At 68.5% G+C, this 16,750-nt stretch carries 16 protein-coding genes and 3 pseudogenes; 14 read left to right on the top strand and 5 right to left on the bottom strand.

Annotated features, from left to right (window positions below):
• Positions 1–72 precede the first annotated feature (72 nt).
• The 4 genes and pseudogenes from dacB (at position 73) to hpt (ending at position 4,066) form a co-directional block, all read left to right on the top strand.
• Positions 73–1,461, top strand: a complete 1,389-nt coding sequence (gene dacB, locus L6444_RS27835; RefSeq protein ID WP_236978585.1) for a D-alanyl-D-alanine carboxypeptidase/D-alanyl-D-alanine endopeptidase — start codon at positions 73–75, stop codon at positions 1,459–1,461.
• Positions 1,458–2,507: a zinc-dependent metalloprotease gene (locus L6444_RS27830; RefSeq protein ID WP_236978579.1), complete on the top strand. Its 1,050-nt coding sequence runs from the start codon at positions 1,458–1,460 to the stop codon at positions 2,505–2,507. The genes dacB and L6444_RS27830 overlap by 4 nt, the downstream gene beginning before the upstream one ends.
• Positions 2,486–3,451 (top strand): tRNA lysidine(34) synthetase TilS, encoded by a 966-nt coding sequence (gene tilS / locus L6444_RS27825; protein WP_236978577.1) that lies wholly within the window; start codon positions 2,486–2,488, stop codon positions 3,449–3,451. Before L6444_RS27830 ends, tilS begins: the two co-directional genes overlap by 22 nt.
• Positions 3,448–4,066 (top strand): annotated as a pseudogene (hpt, locus tag L6444_RS27820) (hypoxanthine phosphoribosyltransferase). The gene tilS and the pseudogene hpt overlap by 4 nt, the downstream one beginning before the upstream one ends.
• 1 nt (position 4,067) lies before the next feature.
• On the opposite strand, the gene L6444_RS27815 reads toward hpt, so the two are convergent.
• The gene (locus tag L6444_RS27815) at positions 4,068–4,808 is read right to left on the bottom strand and encodes an SIMPL domain-containing protein (protein ID WP_236978574.1); all 741 of its coding nucleotides are present in this window, start codon (positions 4,806–4,808) and stop codon (positions 4,068–4,070) included.
• An 819-nt stretch (positions 4,809–5,627) separates the two neighbouring features.
• Here L6444_RS27815 and L6444_RS27810 point away from each other — a divergent pair.
• On the top strand, positions 5,628–5,927 hold the full coding sequence (locus L6444_RS27810) for a PE family protein (RefSeq protein WP_236978572.1): 300 nt from the start codon (positions 5,628–5,630) through the stop codon (positions 5,925–5,927).
• Between the two features lie 13 nt (positions 5,928–5,940).
• Positions 5,941–7,189, top strand: a pseudogene (locus L6444_RS27805) (PPE family protein).
• A gap of 58 nt (positions 7,190–7,247) precedes the next feature.
• Here L6444_RS27805 and L6444_RS27800 read toward each other — a convergent pair.
• Positions 7,248–7,460: a three-helix bundle dimerization domain-containing protein gene (locus tag L6444_RS27800; RefSeq protein ID WP_236978571.1), complete on the bottom strand. Its 213-nt coding sequence runs from the start codon at positions 7,458–7,460 to the stop codon at positions 7,248–7,250.
• A 113-nt stretch (positions 7,461–7,573) separates the two neighbouring features.
• On the opposite strand from L6444_RS27800, the gene L6444_RS27795 reads away from it, so the two are divergent.
• Positions 7,574–7,822 carry a hypothetical protein gene (locus tag L6444_RS27795; RefSeq protein ID WP_236978570.1) on the top strand — a complete coding sequence of 83 codons (249 nt, stop codon included), beginning with the start codon at positions 7,574–7,576 and terminating at the stop codon, positions 7,820–7,822.
• 20 nt (positions 7,823–7,842) lie between these two features.
• Here L6444_RS27795 and L6444_RS27790 read toward each other — a convergent pair whose 3' ends face one another.
• From L6444_RS27790 to L6444_RS27780, 3 genes are read right to left on the bottom strand one after another with little or no spacing between them, the layout of a single operon-like run.
• Positions 7,843–8,856 carry a zinc-binding dehydrogenase gene (locus tag L6444_RS27790; RefSeq protein WP_236978569.1) on the bottom strand — a complete coding sequence of 338 codons (1,014 nt, stop codon included), beginning with the start codon at positions 8,854–8,856 and terminating at the stop codon, positions 7,843–7,845.
• Positions 8,856–10,043, bottom strand: a complete 1,188-nt coding sequence (locus L6444_RS27785) for an LLM class flavin-dependent oxidoreductase (RefSeq protein ID WP_236978568.1) — start codon at positions 10,041–10,043, stop codon at positions 8,856–8,858. The genes L6444_RS27790 and L6444_RS27785 overlap by 1 nt, the downstream gene beginning before the upstream one ends.
• Positions 10,040–11,005: an alpha/beta fold hydrolase gene (locus L6444_RS27780; RefSeq protein WP_236978567.1), complete on the bottom strand. Its 966-nt coding sequence runs from the start codon at positions 11,003–11,005 to the stop codon at positions 10,040–10,042. The genes L6444_RS27785 and L6444_RS27780 overlap by 4 nt, the downstream gene beginning before the upstream one ends.
• 81 nt (positions 11,006–11,086) lie before the next feature.
• Between L6444_RS27780 and L6444_RS27775 the strand changes: the two are divergent.
• The 7 genes and pseudogenes from L6444_RS27775 (at position 11,087) to L6444_RS27745 (ending at position 16,739) form a co-directional block, all read left to right on the top strand.
• Positions 11,087–11,501, top strand: a pseudogene (locus tag L6444_RS27775) (VOC family protein).
• Positions 11,502–11,671: 170 nt separating this feature from the next.
• Positions 11,672–13,915 (top strand): ATP-dependent zinc metalloprotease FtsH, encoded by a 2,244-nt coding sequence (ftsH, locus tag L6444_RS27770; RefSeq protein ID WP_236978566.1) that lies wholly within the window; start codon positions 11,672–11,674, stop codon positions 13,913–13,915.
• 15 nt (positions 13,916–13,930) lie between these two features.
• Positions 13,931–14,533: a GTP cyclohydrolase I FolE gene (folE, locus tag L6444_RS27765; protein WP_236978564.1), complete on the top strand. Its 603-nt coding sequence runs from the start codon at positions 13,931–13,933 to the stop codon at positions 14,531–14,533.
• Positions 14,530–15,366: a dihydropteroate synthase gene (gene folP, locus L6444_RS27760; RefSeq protein WP_236978563.1), complete on the top strand. Its 837-nt coding sequence runs from the start codon at positions 14,530–14,532 to the stop codon at positions 15,364–15,366. Before folE ends, folP begins: the two co-directional genes overlap by 4 nt.
• Positions 15,359–15,754 (top strand): dihydroneopterin aldolase, encoded by a 396-nt coding sequence (gene folB, locus L6444_RS27755; RefSeq protein ID WP_236978562.1) that lies wholly within the window; start codon positions 15,359–15,361, stop codon positions 15,752–15,754. Before folP ends, folB begins: the two co-directional genes overlap by 8 nt.
• Complete coding sequence (gene folK, locus L6444_RS27750; protein WP_236978560.1) at positions 15,751–16,266, top strand: 2-amino-4-hydroxy-6-hydroxymethyldihydropteridine diphosphokinase; 516 nt, start codon at positions 15,751–15,753, stop codon at positions 16,264–16,266. The genes folB and folK overlap by 4 nt, the downstream gene beginning before the upstream one ends.
• On the top strand, positions 16,266–16,739 hold the full coding sequence (locus L6444_RS27745; protein ID WP_236978559.1) for a DUF3180 domain-containing protein: 474 nt from the start codon (positions 16,266–16,268) through the stop codon (positions 16,737–16,739). Before folK ends, L6444_RS27745 begins: the two co-directional genes overlap by 1 nt.
• The last annotated feature ends 11 nt before the right edge of the window (positions 16,740–16,750 follow it).

The following is a 16,750-nucleotide window of genomic DNA, read 5'->3' as shown; positions in this document are numbered from 1 at the left end:
GAGCAGTGCCGCGGCGCTGCTCCGTGGCCGGTTCGGCAGAATGGGGCGCAGAAGACAGGAGTTCGCAGATCGATGGGTCCCAAACGCTGGCGCAGAACCACCCACGTGTTGGTGGGGTTGGCGGTGGTTGCGTTCGTCGCCGCCGTGGTTGCGGCGGCCGTGCTGTTCACCACCGGTGGACACGGCGCCAGTGGGACGCGTTCCCCGGTGCCCCCGCCGCGACCGCCCACCGTCAAGGCGGGGGTGAGTCCGGTGTCGGACAGCGCGGAGACGCCGTCGGCCGGCGGTGTGGCCGCGGCGCTGGCGGCCGCTGCCGCCGACTCCAATCTGGGCAGATTGGGCGGCCGGATCACCGACGCCATGACCGGCAAGGAGCTGTGGCGCCAGCTCGACGACGTGCCGTTGGTGCCGGCGTCGGTCAACAAGGTGCTGACCGCGGCCGCGGCGCTGCTCACCCTGGACCGGCAGGCCCGGATCAGCACCAGGGTGGTGGCCGCCGCGCAGAGCTCGCAGGGGCCGGTGGTGCTGGTGGGCGCCGGGGACCCGACGCTGTCCGCCGCTCCGCCGGGCGTCGACACCTGGTATCGCGGCGCGGCGCGGATCAGCGACCTGGTCGAGCAGGTGCACCGCAGCGGTATGACGCCGACGTCGGTGCAGGTCGACATCTCGGCGTTCAGCGGTCCCACCATCGCCGCGGGCTGGGATCTGGCCGACGTGGACAACGGGGACGTCGCGCCGATGGAGGCGGCGATGATCGATGCCGGCCGCATCCAGCCCACCACCGTCAACTCCCGCCGCTCCCGGACCCCGGCGCTGGACGCCGGACGGGAGCTGGCCAAGGCCCTGGGGCTGGACCCGGCTGCGGTAACCATCGCGTCGGCGCCGTCGGGCGCCCGCCAGCTGGCCGTCGTCCAGTCCGCGCCGCTGATCCAGCGGCTGTCCCAGATGATGAACGCCTCGGACAACGTGATGGCCGAGTGCATCGCGCGTGAGGTGGCCGCCGCCATCAACCGGCCGCGGAGTTTCACCGGCGCGGTCGACGCGGTGACCAACCGGCTGAACACCGCGCATGTGGACACCGCCGGCGCCGCCCTGGTCGATTCCAGTGGGCTGTCGGCGGACAACCGGCTGACCGCACGCACGCTGGACGGCGTGATGCAGGCCGCGGCGGGTCCGGATCAGCCGTCATTGCGGGCATTGCTGGATCTGCTCCCGATCGCCGGCGGCTCCGGCACGCTGGGTGAACGCTTCCTGGACCGGTCCACCGATCAGGGTCCGGCCGGCTGGCTGCGCGCCAAGACCGGCTCGCTGACCGCGGTCAACTCGCTGGTGGGGGTGCTTACCGACGCGAGCGGACGGGTGCTCACCTTCGCGTTCATCTCCAACGACGCCGGCCCCAACGGCCGCAACGCGATCGATGCCCTGGCCACCCGGCTGTGGTTCTGCGGATGTGCCGGATGAGCGACGCGGTGACGATGGGCAATGCCGTCGACTGGGGCTTCGCCGCCACCGTGGGGGAGAAGCTGACCCGCGGGGGTCCGGTCACCTCCGATTACACCCGCCGCCAGGTGATCGACGAGCTGGTCAGTGCCGCCGAGCAGGCCGAGCCGCCGGTCCGCGACGTCACCGGGCTGATCACCGACGGCGCGGTGCCGCCGGCCCGCGTGGTGGACCGGCCGCAGTGGGTCCGCGCGGCCACCGAGTCGATGCGCGCGATGACCAACGGCGGTGACAAGCCGCGCGGTTTGATCACCGGCCGGCTCACCGGCGCGCAGACGGGCGCGGTGCTGGCGTACGTGTCCTCCGGCATCCTGGGCCAGTACGACCCGTTCGGAGCCTTCGACGACGCCCAGGTCGGCAGCCTGTTGCTGGTCTACCCCAACGTGATCGCGGTGGAGCGCCAGCTGAACGTCGAGCCGTCCGACTTCCGCCTGTGGGTGTGCCTGCACGAGGTCACCCATCGCGTGCAGTTCACCGCCAACCCGTGGATCGCCGGCTACATGTCGAGTTCGCTGGGCCTGCTCACCCAGGAGCCGGCCGAAGACCTCGGCGAGGTGGCGAGCCGGCTGGCCGGGTTCATCCGAAGCCGCGGGAAGGGTTCTGACGACTTCGGTTCCGAGGGCATCCTGGGGTTGGTGCGGGCCGTGCAGTCCGAGCCGCAACGCAAGGCGCTGGACCAGCTGCTGGTGCTGGGAACGTTGCTGGAAGGCCACGCCGAGCACGTGATGGACGCGGTCGGGCCGATGGTGGTTCCGTCGGTGGCCACCATCCGCAATCGGTTCGACGAACGTCGGCAACGCAAGCAGCCTCCGCTGCAACGGATCTTGCGCGCACTGCTGGGTCTGGACGCCAAGCTGAGCCAGTACACCCGCGGCAAGGTGTTCGTCGACGCGGTGGTGGACCGGGTCGGGATGACGCGCTTCAACACCATCTGGACGGGTCCGGAGACGTTACCGCTCCCGGACGAGATCGAACATCCGCAGCGATGGATCGACCGGGTGCTGTAGCCCAGCTACGCAGGGCGGCAAGCGAATTCGCGCGCATCTATGTAGCTGACCAGGGCAGGTGGTGTGTCGGTCTGTCCGGCGGGCCGGACTCGTTGGCGCTGACCGCCGTTGCCGCGGGGTTGCGGCCCACGGTGGCGTTGATCGTCGACCACGGCTTGCAGACGGATTCGGCCGATGTCGCCGAAGCCGCACGCGCGCAAGCTCTTTCGTTAGGATGCGTGGACGCCCGGGTGCTGCGTGTCCAGTGCGACCTGGCGGGCGCCGGAGGGCCGGAGGCGGCGGCGCGCACCGCCCGCTACGCAGCCCTGCGGGCCCATCGCGACGGCCCGGTGCTGCTTGCGCATACCCTCGACGACCAGGCCGAGACAGTGCTGCTGGGGCTGGGTCGCGGCTCGGGTCCCCGCTCCATCGCCGGCATGCGCCCGTTCGACTCACCGTGGTGCCGGCCGTTGCTGGGGGTGCGCCGGGCCGTCACCCACGCCGCTTGTGCGGAGCTGGGCCTTAAGACGTGGGCGGACCCGCACAACGCCGACCGCCGCTTCACCCGGGTCCGGCTGCGCCGCGAAGTGCTGCCGCTGCTGGAAGACGTGCTCGGTGGCGGGGTCGCCGAGGCGTTGGCGCGCACCGCGACGGCGCTGCGCGAGGACACCGAGTTCCTCGACGCGATGGCCGCCGCCGCGCTGGTCGACGTTTCCTCCGGTGAGGGCCTCGACGCTCGGGCGTTGTCCGCCCTGCCCGACCCGGTGCGGCGACGGGTGATTCGCGCCTGGCTGCAGTCCGGCGGTGCGGTGGGGCTCACCGACAAGCAGATCCGCGGGGTGGACCGGCTGGTCACTGCGTGGCGCGGTCAGGGTGGGGTGGCGGTGGGGTCCGAGTTGCGCGGTCGGCGCCTGGTCGCCGGCCGCCGCGCGGGACGGCTCACCTTGTCGCCGGAGGCAATCTGAGGTCTGCGTTGGTCGTTCATGGCTCGGCGTGGCACGCTGTGCATCGTGACGGCGGAGCTGTATCCGGGGGACATCAAATCGGTGCTGCTCACCCAGGAGCAGATTCAGCTCCGGATCACCGAACTCGGCCGGCAGATCGGCGAGGATTACCGCACTCTTGCCGCCGACACCGGCCAGGATCTGCTGCTGATCACGGTGCTCAAGGGCGCGGTGCTGTTCGTCACCGACCTGGCGCGCGCCATCCCGCTACCGACCCAGTTCGAGTTCATGGCGGTCAGCTCCTACGGTTCCTCGACGTCGTCGTCGGGGGTGGTGCGGATTCTCAAGGACCTCGACCGCGACATCCACGACCGCGACGTGCTGATCGTCGAGGACGTGGTGGATTCCGGGCTGACGCTGTCGTGGCTGTTGCGCAACCTGACCAGCCGGCATCCACGCTCGCTGCGGGTGTGCACGCTGTTGCGCAAGCCGGAGGCGGTGGGCGCCAACGTCGACATCGCCTACGTGGGCTTCGACATCCCCAACGAGTTCGTCGTCGGCTACGGGCTGGACTACGACGAGCGCTACCGCGACCTGTCCTACATCGGGACTCTGGATCCGCGGATCTATCAATAGCTCAGGTCAGCTCCCAGACCGCCGTCACCGAGAAGCTCACCGTCTGCTGACCGGGTTCCAGCGGGGCCATCGCGGCGCGCGGCGCCGGGACCCCGGTCGGCGGCGGTGTGGAGCCGGTTGCCTCCGAGATCGACAGCACCTTGCCCAGGTTCAGGCCGGCCAGCTGGGCGTACTGCTGGGCGCGGTTCTTCGCGTCGTCGAAGGCGCGCGCCCGGGCGTCCTTGACCAGCTGGGAGTCGTCGGCGATCGAGTAGCTGACCGAGTTGATCCGGGTGGCGTCACCGCCAGTGCTCACGACGAGAGCCAGCAGCGTCGAGGCGGTGTCGGTGGGGTGGATCTTGATCTCGATGGCGTTGGTGGCGCGGTAGCCGCTGACGGCGGCCGGGCCGGCGGGTTCGGGCGTGCTGTACTGCGGCTGCAGGCTCACCTGGGTGGTGCGGATGTCTTTGCGGTCCAGGCCCGCACCGACGAGTGCGTTGATCACCGCCTGCTGCCGGTCGTTGGTCTGTTTCATCGCGGTCGAGACGTCGGGGGCGGTGAACTCGATCGCCAGGTTGGCGGTGAGGGTGTCCGGGACGCCCTGGACCTGCCCCGATCCGTACACGGTCACCTGGCGTGGAGCGATCCCCGGGGTGGGCGTCGCGGGGTGGGAGTCGCAGGACGGCAGGGCGAGGACCGCCACCAGGGCGGCGGCCACTGCCGTCAACCTGCGCGCGAGGGGGGAGTTTGTTCGGGGCGCCATGTCTAGGGACCCTAGCGGTTAAGACGCCGACTCCGGGGATGTACGCACATTCGCCAAAGCGACGACTTCCCGTCACCATTTGTTAAACTAACGGCGGCTAGGCGCCCCCTGAGCGGCGGACAAAACTGGCGTAAGAACATCTCGGGATTGTGACCTGGATAACTTCCAGCAAACCTGATTATGCCCAGATAGCTTCTCGGTTTCAGCTAGAAATTGCAGGTCGGCCTCATTAATTCTACGTCTGCGCAGCAGCCCGCATGTGTGACTGTCGAACACTTGAATTGCCGCCGGCTCCGGCGGCTCGGCCGGGGTGCGCGGCTACCCCGTGGGGCGGCTTGCCTAACGGGTGTCGCTAACGGCGCGTCGTAGGGCCACCAGCCGTCAAACTTCGAGGGCTGCGACCAAAATTCAATTTCACCAACGCATTCCGTCATTTACGACCTGCTGGCCGGGCTGAAAGACCGCGCCGAAACATGGGCTGCGCAGCTGCATTCGGCTCGCCACACAACATGCGCCGGGATCCTGAGTCCGCTCGCGCGGTGCGCATAATAGCGCCGAATCAAAGCGAATCCGGATAACTCATACAATTCTCAAAGATATGTGGAGTCATATAAGAGTCATATATGATTTGTACCTTACCTGGGAATTTGCATTAGCAAATGAATAATTCCTAACTCGATAGTGAACAAGGCGCTTGCGGCCTGTTTGATCGGTCCTGCCTGCCATAGCGTGATCGCGGAACCAGCTCAGCGACGAGTGACGAGTGACGTCATTGGTCGCTTATTGCTGTTGTGCACGGGAAATTGAGGGAGGACTCAAATGTCGATCGTTTTCGCCGAACCGGAAGTGCTGGGTGGTGCTTCGGGCGAGCTCATGTCAATCAACGCGGCAATGCGCGCCGGCAACTCAGCCGCCGCGGGCCCCACTACGGCGGTCGTGCCGGCCGCTGCCGACCTGGTGTCACTGCTGATGGCCAACCATTTCGTCAACCACGCCAATCTGTACCAGGCGATCAGTGCGCAGGCCGCCGCTGTGCAGGAGCAGTTGGCGGCCACGCTGGGCATCAGCGGCAATTCGTACGCCACCACCGAGTCGGCCAACGCCGCTGCGGTCGGTTAGGGCGGGTAGTCCGATGGTGGATTTCGCTGCTTTACCGCCGGAGGTCAACTCCGCGCTGATGTATGCCGGACCCGGCTCGGGTCCGATGCTGGCCGCCGCCGCTGCCTGGGAGGGCCTGGCCGGTGACCTGCAAGCCGTGGCGGCCTCCTACGGAGCCGTGGTTCAGGGCCTGACCGACGGGCCGTGGCCAGGGTCCGTCTGCGGCGTCCATGGCGGCCGCGGCCACGCCGCAGATCGCGTGGCTGACCAGCACCGCCGAGCAGGCCGCGCAGACCGGCGCGCAGGCCGTCGCCGCGGCGAGCGCGTACGAGGCGGCCTTCCTCGCGACGGTGCCGCCCCCGGTGATCGAGGCCAACCGGGCGCTGCTGGCCGGCCTGCTGGCCACGAATTTCCTGGGCCAGAACACCGCGGCCATCGCCGCCACCGAGGCGCAGTACCTCGAGTTCTGGGCGCAGGATGCCGCTGCCATGTACGGCTACTCGGGTGCGTCGGCGGCGGCAGCGGAGTTGCCGACGCTGACACCGCAGTCGGTAGCCGCCAACCTCAGCGGTCTCTATGCGCAATTCAACGCCCAGATCAACGCGGTCAACTCGTCTCTGGCGTCCGCCGGGTACCACGACGTGGTCAAGGCGCTCAGCCAGATGGCCGGGTTGACCAACACTCCGCCCTGGCTCGCCAATCCGCAGGCAGCGCTCGGCCTGACCGGACATACCTGGAACGCCACCGGCGACGGGATTGTGGTGAACGGCTTGGTGGGTGACGTCCTAGAGGGGCTCACCGGGTCGGCAACGCTGGACGCCAGCACCGGCTTCGACTCCTACATCCGGCTGGTGTCGCCGTTCCGGCTCAGCACCACGGCGATGAAGGACATCGACGGGTTGTTGCACAGCGCGTTTCCCACCTTGGGCAAGGCCGCCGAGGGCGCCGCGAAGGCCGCCGAGGGAGCGGCCGCGGCGGCCGCACCCACCTTCGGCAGTGGCTTTGGCAACGCGCTGGGCGGGATCACCGGAGCGGTCGGTAACGCGTCCAAGGTCGGCGCGGTGTCGGTCCCGGCGAGCTGGACGGCCGCCCCGGCGGCAACGCCGATCTCGGTGGCGCTCAACGGTGCCGCCGGCGCGGCTGCCGCGGAGCCGGCGACGGCCGCCTTCGGTGGGCTGCCGATGGTGCCCGGCGCGGGCACCGGTCGCAGCGTGGCCAATTTCGCCGCGCCCCGCTACGGGTTCAAGCCGACGGTCATCGCACAACCCCCGGCCGGAGGGTAACCGCGGGCCGGAAGATCAGGGTGGAACGCCGTCGGGGCCCAAGCGCTCCGGCGGCTTTCTACGTTCGGTTCAAAGACGCGGTCTGCGCGAGTTCAGCGCGGGCCCGCCGCTCGACGAGTAGCGGAATGAAGTCGCGGATCGGACTCCGGTCGAACGCCGCATGGGCGCTGCGAACCGCGACCGCGATCTGTTCCCGCCGAAGATGTCGGTAGCTGGCGGTCAGTCGCCGCTCCACCTGGATGATCAGTCGCTCCTCAGCGGTCTCGATCACGGGAAACAGACTGCGACAGAACGGACTCCCCGTCAACTCGTGTTCAGATTCCGGTCGCTCGATCGTCACTCTCCGGATACGTCCCGTACTGATTCTCCGGCAGAATAACCGGGGTGAACGATGCTGACGCAATGCAGGCGGCGATCCTGGCCCGGATGTTGCGGGATACGATCACCGAGATTTCAGGTCAACTCGACACTCCGCCGCACCGTCGCCGCCCGTCGGCTTCGCGTAATCGACACCACCGCGTCCGGCGCGACGCCGATCTGCGCCGCGAGCTGCACGAAGCCCACCAGATGCTGGACAACCTGCGGCACCGGTTTCCCCGGACCCGCCCGCATTCGCCGGCGCCACTGCCCTAGCAGGTCGATGCCCCGCAGCGTCAGGGCGTGACCAGGATCTTGCAGTGCCGCTCGGGGTCGGCCAGATCGTCGAAAGCCGCTCCGACGCCGTCCAATCCGACCTCACCGGTGATCATCGGCCCGACGTCGATGTCGCCTTCGGCGATCGCGCGCAGCGACTCGGTGAATTCCGCCATGTCGTAAGCCAGCGAGAACTGGATGCTGATCTCGTTGGCGGTGGCGAAGAACGGGTGGATGATGTCGGATTCCATGCACACCCCGGCAACCACCAGCCGGGTCCCGCGCCGGGCCCGGCGCAACACGTCGTCGATGATTCCGGGCACGCCGACCGCCTCGAACACCACGGCCGCCTTGACGGCGTCGAACGGCGAGCCCTGAGCGGGATCGAACGTCTGGTGCGCACCCATGGCGGTGGCCAGCTCGCGACGTTTGGGTGAGAAATCAGCTGCCGCGATGTTCTGCACACCGCGCAGTTTCAGGGCCGCGATGATCGCCAGTCCGATCGGGCCACAACCCAGCACCAGCGTCGGCTCGTCGGACTTGATCCCGGACTTGTTCACGGCGTGCAGGCCCACCGCCATCGGCTCGGTCATCGCCGCGTGTTTGAGGTCCAGACCGTTCGGAACGGGCAGCAGCAGCGGCGCCGACAGCAACATCCGCTCGGCATAGCCGCCGAGCGTGGTGTTGCTGTAGACGATCGGCTCGGCGCCCTTGCCGGACAACAACACCGGTAGCGAGGTGACCAACGTGCCCGGCGGATGCGTCGCGGTGTCGGGTCCGGCCTCGAGCACTTCGGCGCTGAACTCGTGGCCCATGAAGATGTCGCGGCCCAGGTCGACCGCCATGCCACCGCCGTCACCGGCCACCTGGCTGCTCATCTCCAGCACCTTCTGGCCGTGCGCCGCGAAATGCAGGTCGGAACCGCAGATTCCGCAAGCCCGCACCGCCACCAGCACCTGGCCCGGTCCGGGTACCGGGTCGGGTACGTCGTCGCGGTAGACCATGCGTCCGTCCCGCAGCACCGAAGCCCGCATCAGCTGCCGGCCCCGTCGTGTTCGGCAACGTGCTGGGTGATGGCCTGCACGACGGCCTGGCCGGCCCGCCCGATGAGTTCCTCGCGTTTGTCCTTGGCCCATTCGTGCGAGGCCCGCGGCGCTTCGAGTTGTCCCTTGAAATAGGGAATCACCTTGCGGGCGAACAGATCATAGGAATGAAAGGTGGCCTGCGGCGACGCCCAGTCGTGGCCGAGCAGCAACAGGGTGCCGAAGCCGCCGGAACGTTCCAGTAGATCCTCGATGTGGGCGATCGCGTCGTCGGGTGTGCCGATGCAGCAATTCCCTTTGGCCGCATAGTCTTCGACGAACTCGCGGGGAGACGGCGCGCCCTCGACCGTGTTCGCGAGTGGGACGAACCCGGCGGCGCCGAAGTACTTGGCGAAATCCAGCAACCCGTACGTGCAGTCCTCGATCGCCTGGTCCCGGGAGTCCGCGATGTGCATGATGCTCAGCACCCGCCAGTCGCGGCGGTCGGGTTGCTCCCGGCCCGCCTTGGCGGCCTGCTCGCACACCACCTCCCAGGTGTTCTCCAGCGCCGCGTAACCGCCGGGCACCGACATCGACAGCGACAGCAGTGAGGTGCCCAGCGCTCCGGCCAGCCGCGGACCCGACGGGGAAATCATTGCCGCCGTGGAGATCTCGGGGTACGGCCAGGTATACGGGCGGATGTGCAGTTGCGCATCGCGCAGGGTGAACCATTCGGCGTGACGGTCGATGCGCTCCTCGGGCGCGGCGCGGAACAACGCCAGAATCGCCTCCAGGGACTCCTGCATCATTCGGCGTTGATCGACCGGGTCGATGCCCATCATGTAGGCGTCGGACGGCAGCGCCCCGGGGCCGGCGCCGAACATGACCCGGCCGCGGGTCAGGTGATCGAGCAGCACCCACCGGTCGGCGACCATCAGCGGATGGTGGTAGGGCAGCGACACCACGCCGGTGCCCAGCCTGATGTGTTTGGTCCGCTCGGCCGCGGCGGCGATGAACACCTCCGGGCAGGCGATCAATTCGTAACCGCCGGAATGGTGTTCGCCGAACCACGCTTCGTCGTAGCCCAGCCGGTCCAGCGCAACGACCCGGTCCATGTCGTATTCCAGTGCCACCGTCGGGGATTGCCCGGTGGGGTGAAAGGGCGTGATGAAAACACCGAAACGCATTGGGGCACTCACCATTGCACTCCTTTGAGGAATTCGAGAAGCGTCGTGTTGACCTCCTCGGGCCGCTCCTGCTGAATCCAGTGGCCGGCGCCGTCGATCATCACCTCGCGGTAGGGGCCGGTGATCGCTGCTGCGGCCCGGTCGGTGCGGGTGAAGCTCAGCACCGGGTCGGCCGTGCCGCCGATGAACAGGCAGGGCACCGGGATGGTGGCGCCGGCCAGCTCGGGGGTGGTCTCCCAGTTCCGGTCGAAGTTGCGGTACCAGTTCAGTCCACCGGTGAATCCGGTGCGGGTGAATTCGCTTATGTAGTGGCCGAGTTCGGCCTCGGTGATCCAGTCGGGCAGCCCGTCGGGCTCGGGCAGCCGGTCGATGAACCCTTCGGGGCCTGCAGCCACCATCCGCAAGGCCGCAGTCTGGTCCTCCGAGAGCCGCAGGCCGCCCATCATCCGGCGCATGGTCCGGGCCGGGTCGCCGTTGAGTTCGGCATCGGCGACACCGGGCTGCTGAAAGTAGAGGATGTAGAAGAAGTTGTCCCCGAACATGCGCCGCCACGCCGTCGTGGGAGCGACCTTCGGGCGCGGGGTGACCGGCACACTGAGCGCGGCGACGGCGGCCACCCGGTCGGGATGCAGCAGCGGGGCGTTCCACACCACGGCGGCACCCCAGTCGTGGCCGACCCAGACGGCCCGGTCCGCGCCGACGTCGTCGAGCAACCCGACGATGTCGCCGGTCAACTGGTGGATGTCGTAGGCCTCGATCGGCTCCGGGCGCGACGAACCGCCGTAGCCGCGCTGGTCAGGGGCCAGCACCCGGTAACCGGCGTCGGCCAGGGCCGGAATCTGGTGCCGCCAGGAGTAGGCCAGCTCGGGAAATCCGTGGCACAACACCACCACCGGCGCCCCGGGATCGCCGGCCTCGGTCACCCGCAGCCGCACACCGTTGGTATCGACTAACCGCTCAGTTGACGAGCCCACCGTCACACCAAATCACAACGGCACCCGGCTGAGAAGGCTCGGGTCGCGGCGCGCACCATTGGGATTCATGAGGTGGGATTGATGAGGCTGGACCACGTCGTGCTCTGGACACAGGATCCGCGCGCGTCGATGGATTTCTACACCCGCGTGGTGGGCCTGCAACCGGTGCGTTTCGACGAATACCTGGCCGGCCAGGCGCCGTTCCCGAGTGTGCGGGTGTGCGACGACGCCATCATCGACCTGATGGCGACCGAGGGTGCCGTCTTCACCGAGTCGATGACGAAGGTCGCGGGCAGTGCGGGTCATCGGGTGAACCACGTCTGCCTGGCGATGTCGAAGGACGAATACGACGCGCTGGATGGACGGCTGCAGGCCGAGGGGGGTGGACACCAGCGCGCGACTCGACAACACCTTCGGTGCGCGCGGGTGGGCGCCGCAGGGCTATTACTTCGCCGATCCGGACGGCAACGTGGTGGAAGCCCGCTACTACGAATAGCCCCGGGGCAGCGGACAGGGGGCCGGCGCCGGGAACCCCGGTTGGCTCTCACGAGTTACCACCAGGGACCTAGCTCCGCTCTGCCACCATTGGTTGGAGGCGATAGCGGTAACCTGGACATTTCCAGCTGTGTGTATCGGGAAGGACGTGGCCGGCGCGGCCGATGCTTGATGAATCGTAGAAACGTGATCCGCACCTTGACGGCGGTCGCCGTCCTGGTGCTGCTCGGCTGGTCGTTCTTCTATTTCAGCGACGACACCCGCGGTTACAAACCCGTGGACACCTCGGTGGCGATGGCTCAGATCAGCGCGGACAACGTCAAGAGCGCGCAGATCGACGACCGTGAACAGCAGGTGCGGCTGACCCTGAAGAAGGGCAACGGCGACACGGAGAACTCCGACAAGGTCATCACCAAGTACCCGACGGGCTACGGCGTCGAACTCTTCAACGCGCTCAACGCCAAGAACGCCAAGGTCGGCACCGTCGTCAACGAAGGCAGCCTGATCGGCGAACTGCTGGTCTACGCGCTGCCGCTGTTGCTGCTGGTGGGCCTGTTCGTGATGTTCTCCCGCATGCAGGGCGGCGCACGGATGGGCTTCGGCTTCGGCAAGTCGCGCGCCAAACAGCTGTCCAAGGACATGCCCAAGACCACCTTCGCCGACGTCGCCGGGGTCGACGAGGCGGTCGAGGAGCTCTACGAGATCAAAGACTTCCTGCAGAACCCCAGCCGCTACCAGGCGCTGGGCGCCAAGATCCCCAAGGGTGTGCTGCTCTACGGCCCACCGGGGACCGGCAAGACGCTGCTCGCCCGGGCCGTGGCCGGCGAAGCGGGGGTGCCGTTCTTCACCATCTCCGGTTCGGACTTCGTCGAGATGTTCGTCGGCGTCGGCGCGTCCCGCGTGCGGGACCTGTTCGAGCAGGCCAAGCAGAACAGCCCGTGCATCATCTTCGTCGACGAGATCGACGCCGTGGGCCGCCAACGCGGCGCCGGCCTGGGCGGCGGACACGACGAGCGCGAGCAGACGCTCAACCAGTTGCTGGTCGAGATGGACGGCTTCGGTGATCGCGCCGGGGTCATCCTGATCGCGGCCACCAACCGTCCCGACATCCTGGACCCGGCATTGCTGCGGCCCGGTCGTTTCGACCGGCAGATCCCGGTGTCCAACCCCGACCTGGCCGGTCGCCGGGCGGTGCTGCGGGTGCATTCCAAAGGCAAGCCCATCGCCGAGGACGCCGACCTGGACGGCCTGGCCAAACGCACCGTCGGCATGACCGGCGCCGACCTGGCCAACGTCGTGAACGAGGCCGCGCTGCTGACCGCCCGCGAGAACGGCACCGTCATCACCGGTGCCGCGCTGGAAGAGGCGGTCGACCGGGTCATCGGCGGCCCGCGCCGCAAGGGCAGGCTGATCAGCGAGCTGGAGAAGAAGATCACCGCCTACCACGAGGGCGGCCACACCCTGGCCGCCTGGGCGATGCCGGACATCGACCCGGTGTACAAGGTGACGATCCTGGCCCGCGGCCGCACCGGCGGGCACGCGGTCGCGGTGCCCGAGGACGACAAGGGGCTGCGGACCCGCTCGGAGATGATCGCCCAGCTGGTGTTCGCGATGGGCGGACGTGCGGCCGAGGAGCTGGTGTTCCGCGAGCCGACCACGGGCGCGGTCTCCGACATCGAGCAGGCCACCAAGGTGGCCCGCGCCATGGTGACCGAATACGGCATGAGCGCGCGCCTGGGCGCGGTCAAATACGGCACCGAACACGGCGACCCGTTCCTGGGCCGCTCGATGGGAACGCAGTCCGACTACTCCCACGAGGTCGCCCGCGAGATCGACGAAGAGGTCCGCAAGCTGATCGAGGCCGCGCACACCGAGGCCTGGGAAATCCTCACCGAATACCGGGACGTGCTGGACACCCTGGCCGGCGAACTGCTGGAAAAGGAAACCCTGCACCGGCCGGAGCTCGAGGCGATCTTCGGCGACGTCGAAAAGCGGCCCAGGTTGACCATGTTCGACGACTTCGGCGGCCGCATCCCGTCGGACAAACCGCCCATCAAGACGCCCGGAGAACTGGCGATCGAGCGCGGTGAGCCGTGGCCCCAGCCGGTGCCGGAGCCGGCCTTCAAGGCCGCGATCGCGCAGGCCAGCCGGGCCGCCGAAGAAGCCTCGGGCAAATCCACCGGCAACGGCGACAACAGCTCGCAAGGCCCCAACGGTTCGCACGGCGCCACCCAGCCCGACTACGGCGCCCCGGCCGGCTGGAGCGCCCCCGGGTGGCCGCCCACCTCGTCGCCGAATCGTCCCCAACCAGCCCCCAGTTATCCCAGCCCGGATACCGACTCGGACACCGACGAGTCCCGCCCCCCTCGGCTCGAGAAGGACGTGACTCGGTCCAACCCGCCGGCCCACGGCTGAACGACGGAGACTTCGATGACGCAGCTGGATTCCAGGGATAGCCGGGTGCGCGAGTTCGACCAGGCGCGCGCCGAGGCCGCCGTTCGCGAACTGCTGATCGCGATCGGTGAGGATCCCGATCGAAATGGGCTGCGGGACACGCCCGCTCGCGTCGTGCGGGCCTATCGGGAGATATTCGCCGGCCTCTACACCGACCCGGCGTCGGTGCTCAACACCATGTTCGACGAAGACCACGACGAATTGGTGATCGTCAAAGAGATCCCGATGTACTCCACCTGCGAACACCATCTGGTGTCGTTTCACGGTGTGGCCCATGTCGGTTACATCCCGGGTGCGGACGGTCGGGTCACCGGTTTGTCGAAGATCGCTCGGCTGGTCGATCTTTACGCCAAGCGGCCGCAGGTGCAGGAACGTCTCACCAGTCAGATCGCCGACGCCCTGGTGCAGAAGCTCAATCCGCGTGGCGTGATCGTGGTGGTCGAGGCCGAGCACCTGTGCATGGCGATGCGGGGGGTGCGCAAGCCCGGTTCCACCACCACGACGTCGGCGGTGCGCGGTCAGTTCAAGACCGACGCCGCTTCTCGAGCCGAAGCGCTCGATCTCATACTGCGCAAGTGAATTCGGCGTCCGTGCAGGTGATGGGAGTGCTCAACGTCACCGACGACTCGTTCTCCGACGGCGGGCGATACCTCGATCCCGACGGTGCCGTCGAGCATGGTCTGGCGCTGGCGGCCCAGGGGGCGGACATCGTCGACGTCGGGGGAGCCTCCACCCGGCCCGGCGCCACCCCGGTGGATCCGGACATTGAAGCCCGCCGGGTGCTTCCCGTCGTCGAACAGCTTGCCGCACAAGGAATCACCGTCAGCATCGACACGATGCACGCGCGGGTGGCCGACGCCGCGCTGAACCGCGGCGCGCAGCTGGTCAACGACGTGTCCGGCGGCCGGGCCGACCCGGCGATGGCCCCGTTGCTGGCGGAGACGAAAGTGCCGTGGGTGCTGATGCACTGGCGGCCGGTGTCGGCGCGAAGCCCGCACCAGGTGCCGGCCTATCGAGACGTGGTGGCCGAGGTGCGTGCCGAATTGCTCGCCAGCGTCGACGACGCGGTGGCCGCCGGCGTCGATCCGGCCATGCTGGTGATCGACCCCGGGCTGGGTTTCGCCAAGACCGCACAACACAATTGGGCCTTGCTGCACGGCTTGCCCGAGTTGATCGGAACCGGGGTGCCGGTACTCGTCGGCGCCTCCCGCAAGCGATTTCTCGGCGCGTTGCTGGCCGGTGCCGACGGCACACCGCGCCCGCCCGACGGCCGCGACACCGCGACCGCGGTGATCTCGGCGCTGGCGGCCCAGCACGGTGCCTGGGGGGTCCGTGTGCACGACGTGCGCGCCTCGGCCGACGCGCTCGCGGTCGTCGGAGCCTGGGAAAGAGGAGCGACAATCGATGGCTGATCGAATCGAGTTGCGCGGCTTGATAGTTCGCGGACGGCACGGCGTCTTCGAACACGAACGGCGAAACGGCCAGGACTTCGTCGTCGACATGACCGTGTGGATCGACCTGGCCCGCGCGGCGGCCAGCGACGACCTGGCCGACACCTACGACTACAGCATGCTGGCCCAGTTGGCCGCCGACGTCGTCGGTGGCCCGCCGAGGAACCTGATCGAGACGGTCGGCGCCGAGATCGCCGACGAGGTGATCAAGGACGAGCGGGTGCACGCCGTCGAGGTGACGGTGCACAAGCCGCAAGCGCCCATCTCCCAGGGGTTCGACGACGTCGCCGTCGTGACCCGGCGTTCCCGCCGGGGCGGGCGCGGCTCGGTGATTCCGGCCGCCACATGACTCGGGTGGTGCTGTCCATCGGGTCGAACCTGGGGGACCGGCGGGCCCGGCTGCAGTCGGTGATCACCGGACTGGCCGGCGCGGTTGTAGCGGTCTCGCCCGTCTACGAGACCGATCCGTGGGGGGGAGTGGAGCAGGACCCGTTCCTCAACGCGGTCCTGATCGCCGACGACCCGGCCTGCGATGCCCGGGGCTGGCTGCACCGAGCCGGCGACTTCGAACGGGCGGCGCAACGGGAGCGCGGGTTGCGCTGGGGGCCGCGCACCCTCGACGTAGACCTGATCGCCTGCTACGACGGGCACGAAGAGATCGTCAGCGACGACCCGGACCTGACTTTGCCGCACCCGCGGGCCCACCTGCGGGCGTTCGTGTTGATCCCGTGGCTGGACGTCGATCCGGGCGCGGTGCTGACGCTCGCGGACGGCCCGCATCCGGTCGCCGGGTTGCTGGCCCGGTTGCACCCCGACGACCGGGCCGGCGTGCGGCCCGCCGCAGTGCATCTGGGTCGCTGATGGGACCGACCCGCAAACGCGATCTGACCGCGGTGGCGGTCGGCGCCGCAGTGGTCGGTTACCTGCTCATCACCGTGCTGTACCGCTGGTTCCCGCCGATCACGCTGTGGACCGGTATCTCGCTGCTGGTCGTCGCGGCGGCCGAGTGGCGGTGGGGTCGCTTCGTGCGCACCAAGATCGACGACGGCGAGATCGGCGACGGGGCCGGCCGGCTGCACCCGCTCGCGGTGGCGCGCAGCCTGGTGGTGGCCAAGGCGTCCGCGTGGGTGGGCGCGCTGGTGCTGGGCTGGTGGCTGGGGGTACTGGTGTATTTCCTGCCACGCAGGTCATTGCGGGTGGTCGCGCAGGACACCTCCGGAGCCGTGGTCGCCGCGGCCAGCGCTTTGGCCCTGGTGGTCGCCGCCCTGTGGCTGCAGCATTGCTGCAAGTCACCGCCGGATCCACCCGAACACGGGGAAGGCGCAGAGAGTTGAGCGCGGGCCGT

Source organism: Mycobacterium kiyosense, assembly GCA_021654635.1.
Classification (GTDB): domain Bacteria; phylum Actinomycetota; class Actinomycetes; order Mycobacteriales; family Mycobacteriaceae; genus Mycobacterium; species Mycobacterium kiyosense.
Note: the sequence above shows the minus strand (reverse complement) of the source record. Positions and strands in the feature narration are given on the sequence as shown.